General features: G+C 69.7%; 17 protein-coding genes. 5 read left to right on the top strand and 12 right to left on the bottom strand.

Annotation, left to right across the window (positions count from 1 at the left end; genetic code table 11):
• The first annotated feature begins 2 nt into the window (after window positions 1-2).
• Window positions 3-1,130 carry a glycosyltransferase family protein gene (locus FHY06_RS34020; RefSeq protein ID WP_184607628.1) on the top strand — a complete coding sequence of 376 codons (1,128 nt, stop codon included), beginning with the start codon at window positions 3-5 and terminating at the stop codon, window positions 1,128-1,130.
• Between the two features lie 7 nt (window positions 1,131-1,137).
• On the opposite strand, the gene FHY06_RS34025 is transcribed toward FHY06_RS34020, so the two are convergent.
• The 7 genes from FHY06_RS34025 to FHY06_RS34055 form a co-directional block, all read right to left on the bottom strand.
• Window positions 1,138-1,503: a nuclear transport factor 2 family protein gene (locus tag FHY06_RS34025; RefSeq protein WP_132756256.1), complete on the bottom strand. Its 366-nt coding sequence runs from the start codon at window positions 1,501-1,503 to the stop codon at window positions 1,138-1,140.
• A gap of 172 nt (window positions 1,504-1,675) precedes the next feature.
• Window positions 1,676-3,373: a hypothetical protein gene (locus tag FHY06_RS34030; protein WP_145759671.1), complete on the bottom strand. Its 1,698-nt coding sequence runs from the start codon at window positions 3,371-3,373 to the stop codon at window positions 1,676-1,678.
• 84 nt (window positions 3,374-3,457) lie between these two features.
• Window positions 3,458-4,411, bottom strand: coding sequence for a Bug family tripartite tricarboxylate transporter substrate binding protein (locus FHY06_RS34035; RefSeq protein ID WP_126183903.1), 954 nt, complete (start codon window positions 4,409-4,411; stop codon window positions 3,458-3,460).
• Between the two features lie 150 nt (window positions 4,412-4,561).
• Window positions 4,562-5,293, bottom strand: coding sequence for a hypothetical protein (locus FHY06_RS34040; RefSeq protein WP_184607629.1), 732 nt, complete (start codon window positions 5,291-5,293; stop codon window positions 4,562-4,564).
• Window positions 5,290-7,326 (bottom strand): molecular chaperone HtpG, encoded by a 2,037-nt coding sequence (gene htpG, locus FHY06_RS34045; RefSeq protein ID WP_126183824.1) that lies wholly within the window; start codon window positions 7,324-7,326, stop codon window positions 5,290-5,292. Before htpG ends, FHY06_RS34040 begins: the two co-directional genes overlap by 4 nt.
• 187 nt (window positions 7,327-7,513) lie before the next feature.
• Window positions 7,514-8,554 carry an ABC transporter substrate-binding protein gene (locus FHY06_RS34050; RefSeq protein WP_184607630.1) on the bottom strand — a complete coding sequence of 347 codons (1,041 nt, stop codon included), beginning with the start codon at window positions 8,552-8,554 and terminating at the stop codon, window positions 7,514-7,516.
• A 51-nt stretch (window positions 8,555-8,605) separates the two neighbouring features.
• Entirely contained in the window at window positions 8,606-9,514 is a 909-nt protein-coding gene (locus tag FHY06_RS34055) for a LysR family transcriptional regulator (RefSeq protein WP_184607631.1), read from the bottom strand.
• A 97-nt stretch (window positions 9,515-9,611) separates the two neighbouring features.
• Between FHY06_RS34055 and FHY06_RS34060 the strand changes: the two genes are divergently transcribed.
• Together FHY06_RS34060 and aqpZ are read left to right on the top strand one after the other, a co-directional pair.
• On the top strand, window positions 9,612-10,625 hold the full coding sequence (locus tag FHY06_RS34060) for a zinc-dependent alcohol dehydrogenase family protein (RefSeq protein WP_184607632.1): 1,014 nt from the start codon (window positions 9,612-9,614) through the stop codon (window positions 10,623-10,625).
• 186 nt (window positions 10,626-10,811) lie between these two features.
• Window positions 10,812-11,519 carry an aquaporin Z gene (aqpZ, locus tag FHY06_RS34065; RefSeq protein WP_019657730.1) on the top strand — a complete coding sequence of 236 codons (708 nt, stop codon included), beginning with the start codon at window positions 10,812-10,814 and terminating at the stop codon, window positions 11,517-11,519.
• A 39-nt stretch (window positions 11,520-11,558) separates the two neighbouring features.
• On the opposite strand, the gene FHY06_RS34070 is transcribed toward aqpZ, so the two are convergent.
• The 5 genes from FHY06_RS34070 to FHY06_RS34090 all read right to left on the bottom strand — a co-directional run bounded on the left by FHY06_RS34070 (window position 11,559) and on the right by FHY06_RS34090 (window position 16,297).
• On the bottom strand, window positions 11,559-11,897 hold the full coding sequence (locus FHY06_RS34070) for a hypothetical protein (protein WP_019657729.1): 339 nt from the start codon (window positions 11,895-11,897) through the stop codon (window positions 11,559-11,561).
• Window positions 11,898-12,107: 210 nt separating this feature from the next.
• Window positions 12,108-13,487 (bottom strand): sensor histidine kinase, encoded by a 1,380-nt coding sequence (locus FHY06_RS34075; RefSeq protein ID WP_019657728.1) that lies wholly within the window; start codon window positions 13,485-13,487, stop codon window positions 12,108-12,110.
• 58 nt (window positions 13,488-13,545) lie between these two features.
• Window positions 13,546-14,202, bottom strand: coding sequence for a response regulator (locus FHY06_RS34080; protein WP_019657727.1), 657 nt, complete (start codon window positions 14,200-14,202; stop codon window positions 13,546-13,548).
• A gap of 152 nt (window positions 14,203-14,354) precedes the next feature.
• Window positions 14,355-15,491, bottom strand: coding sequence for a winged helix DNA-binding domain-containing protein (locus FHY06_RS34085; protein ID WP_184607633.1), 1,137 nt, complete (start codon window positions 15,489-15,491; stop codon window positions 14,355-14,357).
• Complete coding sequence (locus tag FHY06_RS34090; protein WP_184607634.1) at window positions 15,458-16,297, bottom strand: pseudouridine synthase; 840 nt, start codon at window positions 16,295-16,297, stop codon at window positions 15,458-15,460. Before FHY06_RS34090 ends, FHY06_RS34085 begins: the two co-directional genes overlap by 34 nt.
• A gap of 81 nt (window positions 16,298-16,378) precedes the next feature.
• On the opposite strand from FHY06_RS34090, the gene FHY06_RS34095 reads away from it, so the two are divergent.
• Both FHY06_RS34095 and FHY06_RS34100 read left to right on the top strand, forming a co-directional pair.
• Window positions 16,379-17,449, top strand: coding sequence for a bifunctional nicotinamide-nucleotide adenylyltransferase/Nudix hydroxylase (locus FHY06_RS34095; protein ID WP_019657724.1), 1,071 nt, complete (start codon window positions 16,379-16,381; stop codon window positions 17,447-17,449).
• Window positions 17,450-17,513: 64 nt separating this feature from the next.
• Window positions 17,514-18,959: a nicotinate phosphoribosyltransferase gene (locus FHY06_RS34100; RefSeq protein ID WP_132802773.1), complete on the top strand. Its 1,446-nt coding sequence runs from the start codon at window positions 17,514-17,516 to the stop codon at window positions 18,957-18,959.
• The last annotated feature ends 125 nt before the right edge of the window (window positions 18,960-19,084 follow it).

Raw genomic sequence — 19,084 nt, forward strand, 5'->3', positions numbered from 1 at the left:
CGATGCCGCCGCGCATCCTGTACCTCGCGACCGCGGACGCGCGCGGCCACCTCATGCGCGCGCAGCTGCTCACGCATGCGCTGCGCGAGGCCGGTGCGCAGGTGCGCGTGCTCACCACCTCCGACGAGGGCGCGCGCTTCCTCGCCGGTTTCGGCATCGACGCGCCGGTGCTCTCGCGCCACTACGCGGTGCAGTTCGACACGCAGCAGAACATGCTGCGCCGCGAGACCGACCGCAACGTGGCGCTGTACATGTTCAGGCCCGAACGCATGCTGCGCGACGTGTGGCGCCTGCGCGCGCACTTCCGCGATGCCGACCTGGTGGTGAACGACTCCTTCCACCCCGCGCTGCTGCTGATGGGCTGGCTGCCCTTGTGGAGGCGCAAGGTGGTGCACGTGTACGGCGCGAGCCTGCGGCATGCGCTGGAGACCAACTTCGGCGGACGCATGCCGGGCTTCGTCGCCCGTCTGTTCGGCCGCATCGTGGCCTGGCAGATCGACCGCAGCCTCGCGCGCATCGAGCACGACTTCGCCTACGGCGAGCACCGGCACGACGAACGCGGCCGTCACCGGCTGGCCACGCCGGTGGCCGTGGTCGACGCGGTGGACAGGGGCGATGCGACGCAGCATCGTGTCGCGGCCGTCTACCTCAACCCGCACTTCCAGGAACCGGCGCTGGCCGACGGGCTGGAGCAGGGCCTCGCCGACGCCGGCGTGCCCGCGCACCTCGTCGGCGAAGGCTATGCGCACCGCCCGCACTGGCACGCGCGCGACGAGCACTGGATCGAGGCGGCCGCGCACAGCGCCTTCATCGTCTCGGCACCGGGCATGGCGGCGCTGTCGATCGCGGCGGTCTACCGCAGGCCGATCCTGCTGCTGCTCACCGACCAGCCCGAGCAGGCGATCAACGCGGGCCGCGCGGCGCAGCTCGGGCTGGCGCACCGCGTGGTGGTGTGGCGCGGCGACGCGCCGAAGTTCGCACGGGCCGTGGCGGGCGCGGCCCAGGAACTGCTCGCGGCGACGGCCGATGACGCGGTGCGCACTGCCGACGGCCGGCAGGCGGCCATCGAGCGGCTACAGCACTGGGTCGTGCTGCTGCACGGGCTTGCGGCGTCGAACGCGCAGCGATAGGCGGCCGTCAGCCCTGCGCCTGCGGGCGGGCTTCGACGACGAAGGCCTGCAGCTCGGCCAGCCGGCCATCGCGAAAGCGCCAGACATCGCAGTACGCATGGCGGGTCGCCTTGCCGGTTTCGTCCTTCAGCGTGATCTCTCCGAGGGCCGCGAGAAAGTCGCCGTCGGCGATCAGGCGGTGCACCTCGAACCGGGGTGGCTCCAGGTAGGCGGTCGCCATCCATTCGCGCACCGCCTGCTTGCCGTCGAGGGTTCTGTCGCCGACGAAGGTCCACTTCGTGTCGTCGGTGCAGAACGCGAGAAATCCTTCGTGGTCGCCTTGGGCGATGGCGGCATTGGCCTTCTCGAGGATTGCCTTGTGGGTCTCGGACATCCGGAACTCTCCTGTGTTCGTGCGGCGCATGCGAATGCACGCGTGCCGGCGAAGTCCAATTTCCGTCGGTCCGGCTCTGCCGGCTGCCAGCCTGCCTGCAGCGAGGGCGTCAGTCTTCGGCTCGTGGGCTCCGGCTGCCCAGGCAAGCGCACGCGGCGGAAGGCTACTTGCGTCAGCCTGCGATTCCGCGCGCCGAATCAATCAGCGCACGGAACCTCCTGGCCATCGCGCGCACCGGATGCAGCTCGGGCCATCGCACCGCCTTCGCCTTCGGCGGCGCGGAGATCACGCCCCGGCCCATGCGCAGCGACACCTGCAGCTTCCTGATCGTGAAGGCCGGAGGCGCCGCGCGCCTGCGCATCGGGCCGCCGCGCACACCGGTACCGGCCACGACGAACTGCAGCACCAGGCATTTGCGGCCCGCGGCCGGTTCGACCTCGAACACCAGGCTGCGCCGCCGTGCGCCGGTCGTCTGCTGGCTTGGCAGCACCATCCCGTCGAACATCGCGTGCACGCTGGTGGACCTGGCGTTGCCGCGATAGTCGACGCGCACCTCCACGCGGTAGGGCTGCCGATGCGACAGCGATTGCACGCAGGCCTGTGACGGCGCCGACAGCGCGGGCAGCGGCACCACGAGGCAGGCAAGTTCCCCCTCGCTGCGCGCGCCCTCGCCGTCGAAGCCCGACCAGCCATGGCTCAGCCAGCCCGTCGCGGGGCTGCCGGGCCGGAACAGGTAGGGGCGGCCCAACTGGAGCTCGGCCACGGCGGGCAGGCCGGCGGCCTGGTCGTCGAGGCCCCAGCGCGTGAGGAAGGCGCGGTCGATGGCCGTGGAGGGCCAGGCCGCGAAGCTGCGCACGGCGTCGACGGCGGTGCCTTCTTCTTCCATGCCGCAGGCGGCTGCCATGAAGTCCTTCGATCCCAGATCCGCGCCCACCGGTATCCAGCCCGAGCAGGCGGCGGGCAGCAGTTCGCCCGCGTTGCGGTCGGCGCGGATCAGCGCGTGGGCGGGCTTGCGGAAGTAGCGCGCCTCGGTCAGGACGCTGGAAGACAGGCTGGCCGCGAAATGCACATTGCCCGCCGACAGAAGCGCATAGGTGTTCTCGCGCGTCCATGCCACGTTGGGAATGGCGCGCGCGATGGGCGCCAGGTCGTGCAGCGCGGGCTCGTACGGATGCGGCTTGACCACCAGCAGGTCCACGCCCCGGGCCAGCTCGCGCAGCGGCGCGATCACGCTGGCCGGGTGCATGGTGCGGCCGCCGCTGACGAGCGACAGGTCCACCAGGCTCTGGCCGAAGAAGAGGCCCACGCGCAGCCTCGCGTCGAAGAGCGACCCGGCTCCGTGGCGCGCGAAGCGGCCCTTGAGCGCGCTCGCGTGGTTCCAGAACAGCTCCTCGTCCACCCGGCGTGCCAGAAGCGCGGCTTCGATGGCGGGGTCGTTGGTGCGCGCGCAGAAGTGCAGGTGCTCGGTGAAGCGGCGCGGATCGATCTCGATGTCGAGGTAGCTGGCGCCGCAGGTGTCGATGCAGCGCTGCTGCGCGGGCGTGAGGCCCCAGCCGATCACCAGGCAGCCGGGGCCGAAGGCCGGCATGCCGTCGCGGCCGGCCAGCGGCGCGAGGTCGGTCACGCAGGCGCGCGCCCAGCCGGCGGGCGTGCAGGGCAGCTCCAGCCGGTCCATGAGGCGCGCGACGTCGATGCGCCCGCCCTCGGACATCGGCGCGACCTCGCTCGCGGGCAGGCCCAGGCGGCCCAGCGCGGAGTCGAAGAAGCCTCGAAGGAAGCGCCGGTTGGCGACGTGGTACTGGAGCCCGTTGGCGGAAGAACGGAAGAAATCGTCGGCGAAGACGACGTGATGGAACCGGCGGGTGGTCATGGGCCCCGCCAATCTAGGCAGGCCGTCTTAGCCCGGCGTGAGCAAGGCGCGGTGCTTCGGCAAAGTTGCCGTAAAGGCGGCGTCCTAGTCCAGCGAAAGGTTCAGGTCGCGGATCAGCGGATGCCACCGCGCCGACTCGCCCTGCAGCAGCGCCGCGAAGCGCGAGGGCGTGTCGCCCGCGGGCTCCACGCCGTACTCGGACAGCCGGCGCTGCACCGCGGGGTTGTGGATGGCGCTGGCGACCGACTGCTGCAGCCGCGAGACGATCTCGCCCGGCGTGTTGGCGGGCACCACCAGGCCCATGAGCGCGGCGGCCTCGACGCGCGGCAGGCCGATCTCGGCGAAGGTGGGCACGCGCGGCAGCTGCGCGAGGCGCGAGGGGTTCGCCACCGCCAGCGGGCGCAGCCTGCCGCTCTGGATGAAACGGCGCGAGGCGGCCAGGTCGCACATCATCACCGGCAGCTGGCCGCCGGCCACGTCGGCGACCGCGGCCGCGGCGCTGCGGTAGGGCACGTGCACCATCTCCAGCCCGGCCTCGCGTTCGAGCAGTTCCATCGACAGGTGCTGCGGGCTGCCGGTGCCGGCCGAGGCGTAGCTGACCTTGCCGGGGAAGGCGCGCGCGTCGTCGATGAAGGCCTGTGCGTCCTTCACTCCGCTGGCCGGCCCCACCAGCAGCACCATCGGCAGTCGCCCGAGCAGGGTGACGGGCGCGAAGTCGCGCGAGGGGTTGTAGCTGAGGTTGCGGTACAGCGCCGGGTTGAACACCAGCGTGCCGCTGTCCGCCGACAGCAGCGTGTAGCCGTCGGCCGGAGCACGCGCGGCCTCGATGGCGCCCAGCGCGGTGTTGCCGCCGGCCCGGTTCTCGATGCTCACCGACTGTCCCCAGTCGATGGCGAGCTGCGCGCCGATGGTGCGCGCGACGATGTCGGTGCCCGCGCCGGCCTGGTAGGGCACGATCCAGCGGATCGACCTGGAGGGATAGGCGAACTGCGCCTTCGCCGCGCGCGGCAGCCACGGTGCGGCCGCAAGCGCGGTCATGGCCAGGAGTTGCTGCAGAAGCGGTCGGCGGCTTGTCATGGAAGGGCGGACGGGTTCTGCGCCATGGTAGTGGCATCGCCGCCGGCCCGGGCGTTCGCATGCCGCGAGGCCACATGGGCCGAGCGGGGATGCGGGGCGATCAGGAAGAAGTCAGGGCGCGACCGGATTGCCCGGCGTGCCGGCCTCGCGGGCCGCTGCCGCGGCGGCGGCCACGGCCGGCGTGCGGTAGGTGACGTTGACGGCGGGTGCGGCTGCGGTCGCCGCCTGGGCGACGGGTGCAGCCGGCTCCGGCGGCGGTCGCGTGATCTTGACCAGCGGCGCCCTCCTGGAGGGAGCCGGCGCCGCAGCCACCGGCTTCGGGGGGACGACGGGTGCCACGGGCGTGAAGGGAGCCTCGGGTGTCGAGTAGTACTGCACGGGGGCGGGCGCAGCGGCGGCGGAAGAGGCGACAGGCGTGCCGGTCGGGGAAGCGCCCGATGAAGGAGCGGCTGGCGCAGCCGAAGCCACAGTGCCGGCCGCCGCGGCCGGCGCAACGGGCGCTCCAGGAGCTGCCGGAGTTCCAGGAGCCGCCGGTGCGGCCTTGGGGTCGTAGAGCACGGCCCCCTTGCTCACGCCGGTGCGCACCGGCCCCACGCCGACGCCCACGCCGGCCGAGCCCGACACCTGCCCGCCGTTGTTCACGGCGACGCCCGCGCCCAGCGGGCCGAAGCCGGTGTTGAGCCCCACGGAGAAATTGCCGTCTTTCGTGGCGCCGAGCCCCAGCGAGAGCCCGGGCACCAGCGGAATGCCGACGTGGTAGTGGGAACAGCCGCCCGCCAGGAGCAGCAGCATCGCCGCCGGAACGACGGCCGCTGCCCGGATGACGCGCGGCCGGCCGTTCACACCAGCAGCGCGTTGACGCGCCTCACGTAGGCCGCCGGGTCCGCCGGCAGGCCGCCTTCGGCCAGCAGGGCCTGGTCGAACAGGATGTTGGCCAGGTCGTCGAAGTGCGAGGAGCCCTCGAGCTTCTTCACCAGCGGATGCTCGGCGTTGACTTCGAGCACCGGCTTCAGGTCGGGCGCGGGCTGGCCGGCCTGCTTGAGCATGCGCGCGAGCTGCGTGCTCATGCCGCCGTCCTGCACCACGAGGCAGGCGGGCGAATCGACCAGGCGCGTGGTCACGCGCACGTCCTCGGCCTTGTCCTTGAGCGCTTCCTTGAGCTTCTCGAGCATCGGCTTGAACGACTCGGCGGCTTCCTCGGCGGCCTTCTTCTCGGCCTCGTCCTGCAGCTTGCCGAGGTCGACCGCGCCCTTGGCCACGCTCTGCAGCGGCGTGCCGTCGAACTCGTTGAGGTAGTTCAGCGCCCACTCGTCCACGCGGTCGGTCATCAGCAGCACCTCGATGCCCTTCTTCTTGAAGACCTCGAGCTGCGGGCTGTTCCTGGCGGCGGCGAGCGTGTCGGCCGTGATGTAGTAGATGGCGTCCTGGCCTTCCTTCATGCGGGCCTTGTAGTCCGCGAAGCTCACGCTCACCGAGTCGGTGGTGGTGGAGGCGTAGCGCAGCAGCTTGGCGATGCGATCGCGGTTGGCGAAGTCCTCGCCCAGGCCTTCCTTGAGCACCGCGCCGAACTCGGCGTAGAACTTGGCGTACTTGCCCGATTCGTCGGCCGCGGCAGCGGCGGTCTCGGCGGCGGTGGGCGCGTTCTTGTCGACCACGTCGGTCACGCCTTCGGTCGGCTCGGGGGCCGGCACCGATTCGCCGGAGCCCACGTCGATCCTGCCCTCGCCGCTCTCGGGCGAGGTCTTCTGCTTCTTGGCCAGGTCTTCCAGCATGCCGAGCACGCGCTTGGTGCTGCCCTCGCGGATCGCCTTCACGTCGCGGCTTTCCTGCAGCAGCTCGCGGCTCACGTTCAGCGGCAGGTCGGCCGAGTCGATCACGCCCTTGACGAAGCGCAGGTAGCTGGGCATCAGCGCATCGGCGTCGTCCATGATGAAGACGCGCTTGACGTAGAGCTTCACGCCCGCGCTCTTGTCACGGTTCCACAGGTCGAAGGGCGCCTTGGCCGGGATGTACAGCAGCTGCGTGTACTCGGTGCTGCCTTCCACGCGGTTGTGGCTCCATGCGAGCGGGGCCTCGTAGTCGTGGCTGATGCTCTTGTAGAACTCCTCGTACTGCTCGGGGGTGATGTCCTTCTTGGGGCGGCTCCACAGGGCGTTGGCCTTGTTGACGGTCTCCCATTCGCCGGTCTTCACCATGTCGCCGGGCTGGTCGTTCTCGCCGTCCTTCCACTCTTCCTTCTCCATGAGGATGGGCAGGGAGATGTGGTCGGAGTACTTGCCGACGATCTGCTTGAGCTTCCAGGCGTTGAGGAACTCGTCGGCATCCTCGCGCAGGTGCAGCGTGATGCTGGTGCCGCGCTCGGGGCGGGTGATGTCGGTCACCTCGAAGTCGCCGGCGCCGCCGCTCACCCAGCGCACGCCCTGGTCGGCCGGAAGGCCCGCGCGGCGCGATTCGACCGTGATCTTGTCGGCCACAATGAAGCCCGAGTAGAAGCCCACGCCGAACTGGCCGATGAGCTGCGCGTCGGCCTTCTGGTCGCCGCTCAACTTGCTCATGAAGTCCTTGGTGCCGCTCTTGGCGATGGTGCCGAGGTTGTCGATCGCCTCCTGGCGCGACAGGCCGATGCCCTTGTCGGTGATGGTGATGGTGCGCGCGGCCTTGTCGAAGCTCAGGCGCACGTCGAGGTCGGACTGGCCTTCGTACAGCTCGGGATGGTCGAGGGCCTCGAAGCGCAGCTTGTCGCAGGCGTCCGATGCGTTCGAGATCAGCTCGCGCAGGAAGATTTCCTTGTTCGAGTAGAGCGCATGGGTGACCAGATGCAGCAGCTGTGCGACTTCGGCCTGGAACGGAAGTTTGGTTTTGGAGGAATCAGCCATGGAAAAAGATATGTCGAATCCAAAAAATTCTAAGTCGGGCACGGCACCGAAGGGGCGATGCCCTGCCAACGTCGTGAAATGGGGCAACTTTTGCCATTCTCAAGGGCAGAAAGAGGCCGAATGACCAGCCCCCGGCCTCGTCCCCGGGAGCCACCGCCCCCTGTTCGCATCCGGCATCCCGACGGATCTATCTGGGCAGCGACTCCACCTCCCGCGTCCAGCGGTCGATGATGCGCTTGCGCTCGGCCGCCTTGCCGTACTTCTCGAAGTCGTACCGGATGAGCTTCACGTCGGCCATCGACGGGATGCGCGGGTCGGGCTTGAAGGTCTTGTTGGCCGGCGACTGCAGGCTGCCCGCCTTGCCGCCGATGGCCTGGCCCGCAGGGCTCATCAGCCAGTCGTAGTAGCGCTTCGCGTTCTCCTTGTTGCGCGCGCCCTTCACCAGTGCGATGCCGCCGATCTCGTAGCCCGTGCCCTCGCAGGGAGCGGCGGTCTTCACGGGAAATTTGTCGTAGCGCCAGCGTTCGAAGCCGAAGATGAAGCTCACGCCGATGGCCACCTCGCCCTTGGCGACGTTGGGCGCCTGCGCCTGGCCGCTGCGGGTGTAGCTGGTGACGTTGCGGTGCAGCTTCTTCAGGTATTCGAAGGCCTGGTCCTCGCCCATCTGCTGCACCAGGCCCGCGATGATGGTGTAGGCCGTGCCGCTGGTGGCAGGGTGCGAGATCTCGATCTCGCCCTTGTACTCGGGCTTGATCAGGTCGGCCCAGCACTTGGGCTCGGGCAGCTTCTTCTTTTTCAGCACGTCGGTGTTGAAGCCGAAGCCGATGGCGCTGGTGTAGAAGCCGCCCACCATGTTCTGCGAGAGCGCGTACTGACGCACCGCCCAGTCGTGCAGGTCGTTGATGTAGGCCGGACGGTAGGGCTCCAGCAGCCCCTGCTCCGCCGCCTGCAGGAACGGATCGCCGGTGCCGCCCCACCAGATGTCGGTCTTGGGGTTGGCCGCTTCCGCGCGCAGCTGGGCGCCGATCTCGCCGGTGCCCTTGTGGGCCTGCTGCACCTTGATGCCGGTCTCTCGCGTGAAGGCCGCGGCGGCGGCCTCGCACCAGCCGGCGTCGGTGCTGCACAGCGCGTTGACCGTACCCTGGGCCGCGGCGTTCGGCGCGGCCAGAAGAAATGCCGCGGCAATGCCCGCGGCGGTGGCGATGTGCCGGATGGCGAATGGGCGCATGCGCGGATCTCCTCGTCGTCTTTGTCGGAAGGCGCAGGATAGCGCCGCTTCTCAGCGCGCGGCCAGCAGCGGCGGCAGGTGCTCGGCCAGCCAGTCGATCACCACGCGCGTCTTCAGCGGCAGGTAGCGGCTGCGCGGGCGGATCAGGTTCAGCTCGAAGCCGAAGGGCCGCGGCTCGTCGAACACGCGCACCAGCGTGCCGGCCGCGAGCGCATCGGCCGCCAGCCACGCCGGCAGCCGCGCGAGGCCCATGCCGCCGATGGCCGCCTCCAGCAGCACCTCGGCGCTGTCGCAGCGCAGCCGCGAGGGCGGCGTCACCTCGACGAGACGGCCCTCGGCGTCGTGGAAGCGCCAGGACGACACCTGCCCGTCGCGCGCGTAGAGCACGGCCCCGTGTTGCTTCAGGTCGTCGATGCCGCCCGGATGCCCGTGCGCGGCCAGGTAGGCCGGCGAGGCGCACAGCGCCATCCACTGCATGCCGACCGGGCGCGCGACCAGCTCCGTGCTGTCGGCGAGCTCGCCGCTGCGGATGGCGAGGTCGAGCCCCTCCTCGGCCAGATCGACGCGCCGGTCGTTGAACGACAGCTCCAGCGACAGCTGCGGATGGCTGCGCGCCAGCGCCAGCAGCAGCGGCCCCACTTTCAGCCGGCCCAGCATCGCCGGCATGCTCAGCCGCACGAGGCCCGAGGCGGTGCTGCGCGCCACGTCGGCGATCGCCTCGGCCGCTTCGAGCTCGGCGAGCGCGCGGCGGCAGCGCTCGTAATAGCCGTGGCCTTCCTCGGTGAGGCTCTGGCTGCGCGTGGTGCGCAGGAAGAGCCGCGTGTCCAGCCGCGATTCGAGCCTCGCGATGCTCTTGGCGACCGCCGAGCGGGTGACGTGCAGCCGCTGGGCGGCCAGCGCGAAGCTGCCGGCTTCCACCGCCGCGACGAACTCTTCGATGCCTTGCAGACGCTGGCTCATTGGATACTTTCAGGCGCCATTGATCGGAAAATTATCCACCACCGGATATTCATGATCGTCAATAGCATGAAGGCTTCCGTTTTCCCTGGAGTCACTCATGCAAGAAAACCCCTCGCTGCGCCGCTGGCAGCTTCCCGAATTCGGCCGCGCCCATCTCGCACAGGCCGACGCCCCGCTGCCCGCACCGGGCGCGAACCAGATCCTCGTGAAGGTGGGCGCGGTGTCGCTCAACTACCGTGACCTGCTGATGATCCGCGACGGCATGGGCATGGCGATCGGCATGCCCTTCGTGCCGGGCTCCGACATGGCCGGCACCGTCGAAGCCGTGGGCCCGGGCGTCACGCGCTTCTCCGCGGGCGACCGCGTCGTCGGCACCTTCTGGGGCGGCTGGATCGACAGCCACTGGCCCGACGGCGCCACGCCGCTGGGCGGGCCCGGCGCCGGCATGCTGGCCTCGCACGTGCTGCTCGATGCCGGCTGGGCAGTGGCCGCGCCCGAGACGCTGAGCCTGGCCGAAGCCAGCACCCTGCCCTGCGCGGGCCTCACCGCGTGGTTCGCGCTGGTCGAGACCGGCGCGCTGCGCGCCGGCGAGACGGTGCTGATCCACGGCACCGGCGGCGTCGCGCTCTTCGGCCTGCAGATCGCACGGCTGCACGGCGCGCGAGCCATCGTGGTGACGGGCGGCGACGACCGCAAGCGCGCACAGGCCCTCGCGCTCGGCGCCGAGCACGTGCTCGCGCGCGACGGCGACTGGCCCGCCGAAGTGCGGCGCCTCACGCAGGGGCGCGGCGCCGACCACGTGCTCGAACTCGCGAGCGGGCCGAACCTCGACCGCTCATTGCAGGCCGTGAAGCAGGGCGGGCGCGTGTCGATCATCGGCATGCTCGGCGGCGAGACGCTGAGCGCGTCGTTCTACGCGATGGTGCTGGGCCGCGTCACGGTGCAGGGCATCGGCGTGGGCCACCGGCGCGCGCTCGAGGACCTGGTGCGCGCCGTCGACGCGAATGCGCTCAAGCCAGTGATCGCCGCGAGCTACGGCTTCGACGCGCTGCCCGATGCGCTCGACCACCTGGAGCGCGGCGCGTTCGGGAAGATCGTCGTGACGCTGTAAAAGATCACGAAATCCCGGCTTCCGCAGATGCAACGCAGTTGCGGCAGTGCACGAAAGCCGCGCGTTCCGTGAACAGGTTCCGTTAGCGCCGAAGACTTGCTCAAAGCCCTCATCCTGCGTTCCTAGAATCCGCCCGCGCATCGCCTGGCGGCCTGCGCTTTCTCATCAACTTCAGGATGGAGCGTCATGGAACACAGTACCTACAAGAAGTGGTCCGCCGAGTTCATTGGTACTTTCTGGCTCACGCTCGGAGGCTGCGGAAGCGCAGTCCTGGCGGCGGCCTTCCCGAATGTCGGCATCGGCCTGCTGGGCGTCTCGCTCGCCTTCGGCCTCACGGTGGTGACCGGGGCCTATGCACTGGGCCCGATCTCGGGCGGGCACTTCAATCCAGCCGTGTCCATCGGCCTCGCGGCCGCCGGCCGCTTCAAGGCCTCGCAGCTCGCGGGCTACATCGTGGCGCAGGTGCTGGGCGCCATCGCGGCGGCGGGCATTCTCTATCTCATCGCCACCGGCAAGCCGGGCGCCGACATCGGCGGCTTCGCCACCAACGGCTATGGCGAACACTCGCCCGGCAAGTACGGCCTCACGGCCGCGCTGCTGTGCGAAGTGGTGATGACGGCGGTGTTCCTCATCGTGATCCTCGGCGCCACCGCCCGGCGCGCGGCCGGCGGGTTCGCGGGGCTTGCGATCGGCCTGTGCCTCACGCTCATCCACCTGATCTCGATCCCGGTGACCAACACCTCGGTCAACCCGGCGCGCAGCACGGGACCGGCACTCTTCGGGCCGTCCCATGCGGTGTCGGAACTTTGGCTCTTCTGGGTGGCGCCCATCGCGGGCGCCATCATCGGCGCGGTGATCTACCGCGCACTGCTCGCCAACGGCAACGACGACTGATCGCAGCCGTCATCGCCGCAGCAGGATGCGGGCTCGCGCTCAGCTGCCGCTGCCCGACTTCACCATCGGCAGCGAAGTCGATTGGCCGATCGGCTCGGTGCCGGTCGGATGCGAGGCGGCATAGGCACCGGCCTGGATGTCGGCCACCGGCATCGTCGAACTCATCGCGGGTGCGCTGGTCGACTGGCCGACGGGCTCGGTGCCGCTCGGACGCGCGGCGGCCATCGCACCGGCCTGCACGTCGGGGTTCACCGGCGAATTCATCTGCAGCGGATGGAAGTCCGAACCGTCGGTGGTTTCGGCCGAAGCGGTGGCGGCGCCCACGGCTGCCAGCGCAGCAAGGGAACCGACGGCGAGAAGCTTGAAGGAAGTGCGCATGGTGTGTGTTCTCCTGATTGAATGAAGCAGGCTGTCTCCGGTCACATGCCATCGCGCGAACTGCGCGTGGCAGGACCTGAACGCACTCTAGGCACGCTGACTGAGTTGGATGTGAGCGAAGAGTTAGGCGCGAGTGAGGGGTGCGCCTTTTGCTGGAACTTTGGACCGCACCAGCCCCGTTCGCCGGCGTGCGGCTCCCTCCTCCGTCCGCTAGGCAGCTGACGCAGGCAGATGCACCCGTGCCATCAGGCCGGGCCCGTCGGTGCGATTGCGCAGCTCGATGCGCAGCCCATGCCGCTCCGCCGCGGTGCGCGCAATCGCCAGCCCCAGCCCGCTGCCGCCCGCTGCAGCTCCCGGCACGCGGAAGAACCGGTCGAACACGCGGTCGATGGCCTCCTTCGGAATGCCCGGGCCGTTGTCGAGCACGTCGACCACCGCATGGCCCTCGACCTTGTGCAGCTTCACGTCGACCACGCCGCCTTCGGGCGCGTAGCGCAGCGCGTTGTCGATCAGGTTGTCGAAGACGCTGCGCAGCTCCGCCGCGGGCGCGACCACCACGGCTGCGATGCTGCCCTCGAAGCCGACGTCCACGCGCCGCGCGTCGGCCAGCACCATCAGCTGGCTGACGCTGTCGCGCAGCAGCACCTCGATGTCGACGCGCTCGTTCGCGTTGCCTGCGCGCGGCGCGTCCTGCCGCGACAGGTGCAGCAGCTGCTCGATGAGATGCTGCGCGCGCGTGACGCCAGCTTCGAGCTGGTTGAAGCGTTCGGTGGCTTCGCCGGCCGGCACGTGCGCGCGCAGGTTCTCGATCTGCAGGCCGATGGCGGCCATCGGCGTGCGCAGTTCGTGCGCTGCGTCCTGCACGAAGCGCCGCTGCGTGGCGAAGGCGCTGCGCACGCGCGACAGCAGGTTGTTGAAGGCGCTCACCAGCGGCGCGATCTCGTCGGGCACGCGCGCGAGCGACAGCTCGGTGGGGCTGCGCTCGTCCTGAGAGGCCACGTCGCGGGCCACGGCACGCAGCGAGCGCGAGGCGGCCGACACGATGATCCACAGGATCAGCAGCGCCAGCGGCAGCAGCAGCGTGATCGGCAGGCCTTCGAGCAGCGCGCGGCGCAGGGCGCGGCGGCGGCGGTAGTCCTCGTTCTGCAGCACCTGCACCCGCGGCTGGTCGGCGCGCGAGCCGTGCTCGGCGGTGAACACGCGCCAGGCGGAACCCGCGTGCGTGCCGGTGTTCACGTCGCTGAAACCCGGCTGCGGCTGCAGCGGCACGGTGAGCACCGGCCACGAGGTGGCGCGCAGCGTGCCGCCGTCGGGGCTCCAGATCTGCACGATGAAGGCGCCGCGCGAGAACGCGGCCTCGCCGTCCATCGGGCGCGGCAGCTTCTGCGGATCGCTGCCCGCGTACGACTCGGCCACCAGGCGCATCTGGTCGTCGAGCGCGTTGTGCACGAGGTTGCCGTAGGCCACGAAAGAGAACCACGCCGTGAGCACAGCCGCGCCCAGGTGCAGCGTGATGAGCCACAGCAGCAGTTGCGTGCGCAGCGATCGCGGCCGCCACCAGCGGCCCTTGCCGCGAGAGCTTGCGTTCATCGGCAGGCCAGCCCGGCAGCCCGGCCCCGAAGTGCGCGAAGCCTGCGGGCGGGCATCATCATGCGGCGACGCGCCAGCCCAGGCCGCGCACGTTGCGGATCGCATCGGCGCCGAGCTTCCTGCGCATGCCGTGGATCAGCACGTCGATCGCGTTGCTGGTGACTTCCTCGCCCCAGCCGTAGATGCGGTTCTCGAGCTGCTCGCGCGAAAGAATGGCGCCGGGGCGCTCCAGCAGTGCGTGCAGCAGCGCGAACTCGCGCGCGGTGAGCGCCTCGCGCGCGCCGTTGACCACGACTTCGCGCGTGGTGAGATCGAGCTGCAGCGCGCCGCTGCCCACCAGCGAGTGCGCGGCACCGTCGCGGCGGCGCACCACGGCGCGCATGCGCGCGAGCAGCTCGCGGAATTCGAAGGGCTTGAGCAGGTAGTCGTCGGCGCCGAGGTCGAGGCTGTGGATGCGGTCGTCGAGACCGTCGCGCGCGGTGAGCACCAGCACCGGCGTGGCGTCGCCGCGTTCGCGGGCGCGGCGCAGCACCTCGGTGCCGTCCTGCTTCGGCAGGCCCAGATCGAGCAGCACGCACGTGTAGCCGCCGTCGCCCAGAGCGCTCTGCGCCAGTTCACCGTCGCGCACCCAGTCCGCTGACCAGCCCGCGCCCTCGAGCGCCTGCTTCAGGCTGCGCCCGATCATTTCATCGTCTTCCACCAACAGCACGCGCATCGCGGCGACTCCTTCGGCCGCAAGGTAGCACGCGACCGGGATGATCGGAAGAGCCTGCGCCGCGGCGCAGAGTAGGTGCGAATACTTAGGGCACGCTTAGGCGGCGGGCGCGCCGCGGGGTCAATGGCCGGACCATGCCAGGCCATGCCGGATCAGGCCAGGCGCACGGCGTGGCGCTCGCCTTCGTCGTCCGAGCTGAAGGCCAGCAGGTCGAGGGCCTCCCGCTCCACGCCGTCGCGGTCGGCCTTCGACCAGCGGCCGAAGGGCTCCAGCAGCACGGTGGCGATGTTCTTCTTGCTCCGGTTCCTGTCGCGCTCGATCTTCCACACGCCCGCGACGAAGCCGTCGAGCAGCACCGTGCCGCGCACGATGCCGTTGACGGTGAACACGCGGGCGCGATGCGACTCGCTGAGGATGCGGCTGCGGTCGGCGTGCGAAAGCAGCAGGTTGTCCCACTCGGCCACGAGGCGCGGCGGCGCAGGCGTATCGGGATCGGGCCGCGGCGCGCGGGGCAGGTCGAACAGCTCCTGGCCGTCTTCGCCCGCGAACACCCGCAACTGCGGCCGCAGGCGTTCGGCGGCCGCCTTCCATCCCGTGAGGCCCGACCATGCGCCGGCATCGGCCAGCGTGGCCGGGCCGAAGGCGGCGAGGTAGCGCAGCAGCATGTCCTCCTGCGTGGCAGGAGCGGCTTGCACGGCCTGCCCGAGCCAGTCGTCCAATGGCTGCAGCACCGCGCTCTGGTGCGAGTTCCAGGTGCCGGCCGGCGGCAGGTGCACGAGCGGCAGGTTGTTGCGGATCAGCGCGGCGAGCGATGCGGCCTCGCGGCCCGTCCACCGCAGGCCCAGCGCCTGCCCCAGCTCGGCGCCGGTGCGCGGCTGCTCGCCGAGCAGTGCGCGCCCTGCCGCGATCACCGCTGTGCGATCGAGCCCTTCGAGTTCCTTCCTGTGCGTGCTGCCCAGCAGCCCTCGCTGATGCACGGGCTCCAGCAGAGGGCGCCATGCCAGCGCGTCCTGCGCGGTCATCAGGTGCAGCGTCGCGCGCAGGGTCGACATGCGCACGATGCGGCGCCGGCGCAGGGCCTCTGTGAGCTGTTCGCGACGGAAGCCCTCGATGCGGCTCCAGAGGCCGATATAGGGCGGATTGGGTGCCTGCGCCTGCAGCCCGGCCAGCCGCTCGACGGCCTGCGTCACGCCCAGCCTGCGCCGCTCCAGCAGCATCTGCCGCGCCAGCGTGGCGCGGTTCAGCGCGCGCAGGCTCAGAACTTCTCGTGCGGCGCGAGGTATCGCCATTGCCCCAGCGGCAGGTTGCCGAGCATCACCCGGCCGATGCGCACGCGCTTGAGCCCCACCACCTTCAGGCCGACCAGCTCGCACATGCGGCGGATCTGCCGCTTCTTGCCCTCGGTGAGCACGAAGCGCAGCTGCTCGGGGTTCTGCCAGTCCACGCGCGCCGGCTTCAGCGCCTGCCCGTCGAGGCTCAGGCCGTGCCGCAGCTTCGCGAGCATGGCCTTCGGGAAGACCGCCTGCACGTTGGTGGTGACGGGATCGTCGTCGTCCAGCCGCACCAGCTGGCCCGTGGGCGCGGGCTGGCCCAGGCCGTGGTAGGCCACGCGCACGAGGTACTCCTTCTCCATCGTCGAGTCCTCGCCGATGAGCTGGCGCGCGATGCGCCCGTCCTGCGTCATGACCAGCAGGCCGGTGGAATCGATGTCGAGGCGGCCGCAGGGCGCAAGGCCGCGCAGCTGCTTCGGGCTGAAGAAGAAGCGCGCGTTGTCGTCGGCCCAGCGGTTCTGCGGCGTGAAGAGCTTGACCGCCGGGTCGTGCCCGTCCTCGGCCTGTCCGCTCACGTAGCCGATGGGCTTGTTGATGAGGATGGTGACCTGGCTGGCCTGCTGGCCCTTGGCAGCCTTGTCGACCTCGATGCGGTCGGCCGGCGTGACCTTCACGCCCATCTCGGCCGGCCTGCCGTTGACCTTCACCCAGCCGTTGGCGATCCATTCGTCGGCTTCGCGGCGCGAGCACAGCTTGAGATCGGCCATGCGCTTGTTGAGGCGCACGGCATCGGCGGGAGCGGAAGGAGAGGAAGGCTCTGTCATCGGGGCTTGATCGGAATGCGGCACCGATGCTATCCTGAACCCAGACGCGAGTTGATCGCGTCCTTTTTGGGGGATTCCCAAGTGAGCACACGCAAGTACCAGTACGCCATCGTCATCGGGCGTTTCCAGCCCGTTCATTTCGGACATCAACGACTCATCGAGGAAGGCCTTCGCGCCGCCGAGCGGGTCATCGTGGTGGTCGGCTCCGACCGGCAGCCACGCAGCGTCAAGAACCCCTTCACCTTCGACGAACGCGAACGCATGGTGCGCGCCTGCCTTCGCGGCACCGAGCAGATGCGCGTGAGCGTGGTCGGCGTGGGCGACTCGCCCTACAACGACCAGATCTGGATCGCGTCGATCCAGTCGGCGGTCGAGCGGCTCATCGCGCAGGACGGCCATGCGCCGGCCAAGGCCAAGGTGGCGCTCGTGGGGCACCTCAAGGACGCATCGAGCTACTACCTCAAGCTCTTCCCGCACTGGGAGTTCGTCGGCCAGAACAGCGTGGAGAGCCTCAACGCCACCGACGTGCGCAGCCTCTACTTCGACCCCGAGAACCGCGGCCAGCTCGCCCGCGCCGACCTGCCCGACGGCACCGCGGCCTTTCTCGACCAGTTCACCCGCACGGCCGACTACGCCGAGCTCTGCGAGGAGCGCGCCTTCCTCGCCGACTACCGAGACAAGTACCGCTACGCCGGCAGCGAATTCCCGCCGATCTACACCACGGTCGATGCGGTGGTGGTCGAGGCAGGCCACATCCTGCTGGTGCAGCGCAAGTTCCATCCCGGCAAGGGCACCTGGGCGCTGCCCGGCGGCTTCGTCGGCCAGCACGAGCGGCTGCAGGACGCGGCCATCCGCGAGCTGAAGGAAGAAACGCGGCTGAAGGTGCCGGTGCCCGTGCTCAACGGCAGCATGAAGGCCAGCCACGTGTTCGACGCGCCCGACCGCTCGCAGCGCGGCCGCACCATCACGCACGGCTTCTTCTTCGAGCTGGCGCACAACCAGTGGACGGGCCTGTCGGAAGTGCGCGCCGACGACGACGCGGCCGAGGTGCGCTGGGTGCCGATCGCCGAGTTCCTCGACATGCAGGAGCGCATCTACGAAGACCACTTCTTCATCGCGAATCATTTTTTGGGTGGGCTGGGAAAGAACTGAACGTCCCGGCCTTGTCAGCAAGAACGGCCCCGGTTGACGGGGCCAACGTGAAAGGAGCTTTCACATGAACCGCAATCTCAATTCCACGCCCCTGGGCAACAACCTGCTGCTGCGCACCGACTCGTACAAGGTCTCGCACTGGATGCAGTACCCGCCCGGCACGCAGACGGTGTACAGCTACATCGAGTCTCGCGGCGGCATCTTCAGCCACTCGCTCTTCTTCGGGCTGCAGGCCTACCTGCGCGAATACCTGCAGACGCCGGTGACGCGCGACGATGTCGAGGAAGCCGCCGCGCTCATGGCCGTGCACGGCGAGCCCTTCAACCGCGAAGGCTGGCTGCGGCTGATCGAGAAGCACGGCGGGCTGATGCCGGTGCGCATCCGCGCCGTGCCCGAGGGCAGCGTGACGCCGGTGCACAACGTGCTCGCGACCATCGAGAACACCGACCCCGAGTTCTTCTGGGTCACGAGCTTCCTCGAGACCGAACTGCTGCGCGCGATCTGGTATCCCACCACGGTGGCCACGCTCTCGGCCGCAGCGCGCACCACGTTGCTGCGCTACCTGGAAGCGACCTGCGACGACCCGCAGGGCCAGATCGCCTTCCGGCTTCACGACTTCGGCGCGCGGGGTGTCTCGAGCCTCGAATCGGCCGCGCTCGGCGGCATGGCGCACCTGGTGAACTTCATGGGCACCGACACGCTGGCCGCACTGGTGGCGGCGCGCCGCTACTACGACTGCGACGTGGCGGGCTTCTCCATTCCCGCGGCCGAGCACAGCACCATCACCGGCTGGGGCCGCGAGCACGAAGCCGATGCCTACGGCAACATGGTCGACCAGTTCGGCAAGCCCGGCGCGACCTTCGCGGTGGTGAGCGACAGCTACGACATCTTCAATGCCTGCGCGCGCATCTGGGGCGAGGAGCTGAAGGCGAAGGTGGTGGCCTCGGGCGCCACGCTGGTGGTGCGGCCCGACTCTGGCGACCCGGCCGAGACAACGCTGCAGGTTGCACGCATCCTGGCCGACCGCTTCGGCACCACGACCAACGCCAAGGGCTTCCGCGTGCTGAACAACGTGCGCATCATCCAGGGCGACGGCGTGACGCTCGACTCGCTGCGGCTGTGCCTGTCGAACTTCTATCACAACGGTTTCTCGGCGGAGAACATCGCCTTCGGCATGGGCGGCGGGCTGCTGCAGCAGGTCAACCGGGACACCATGCAGTGGGCGATGAAGTGCTCGGCGATGCAGGTGAACGGCGAGTGGCGCGACGTGTACAAGTCGCCCGTGGGGGACATGGGCAAGGCTTCGAAGAAGGGGCGTCTTGCATTGGTGCGCGATGCGAACGGCATCGAGCGCACCGTGCGGGAAGAGACGATGGCGGTTGGTCAGGCCGATTTGCTGCAGACGGTGTTCGAGAACGGGCGCATCGTGGAGAGCACCACTTTCGATGCTGTTCGCGAGCGGGCTGCTGCGGGGGTCAATCAGTTCATCACTTCGCGGGCGCCTCTTTAGGCTTTTGGTTCATTCATTCATTCAGGGCGGGTGCACAGGCCACCGGGTACTCCCCTCCGCGAATGTCCCCCGGCCTGCGGCCTCCTCCTGATATTGTTCATCCGCTCCCGTAGCGCTGAAGGGAG

It is taken from the genome of Variovorax atrisoli (genome assembly GCF_014195185.1).
GTDB lineage: Bacteria > Pseudomonadota > Gammaproteobacteria > Burkholderiales > Burkholderiaceae_C > Variovorax > Variovorax atrisoli.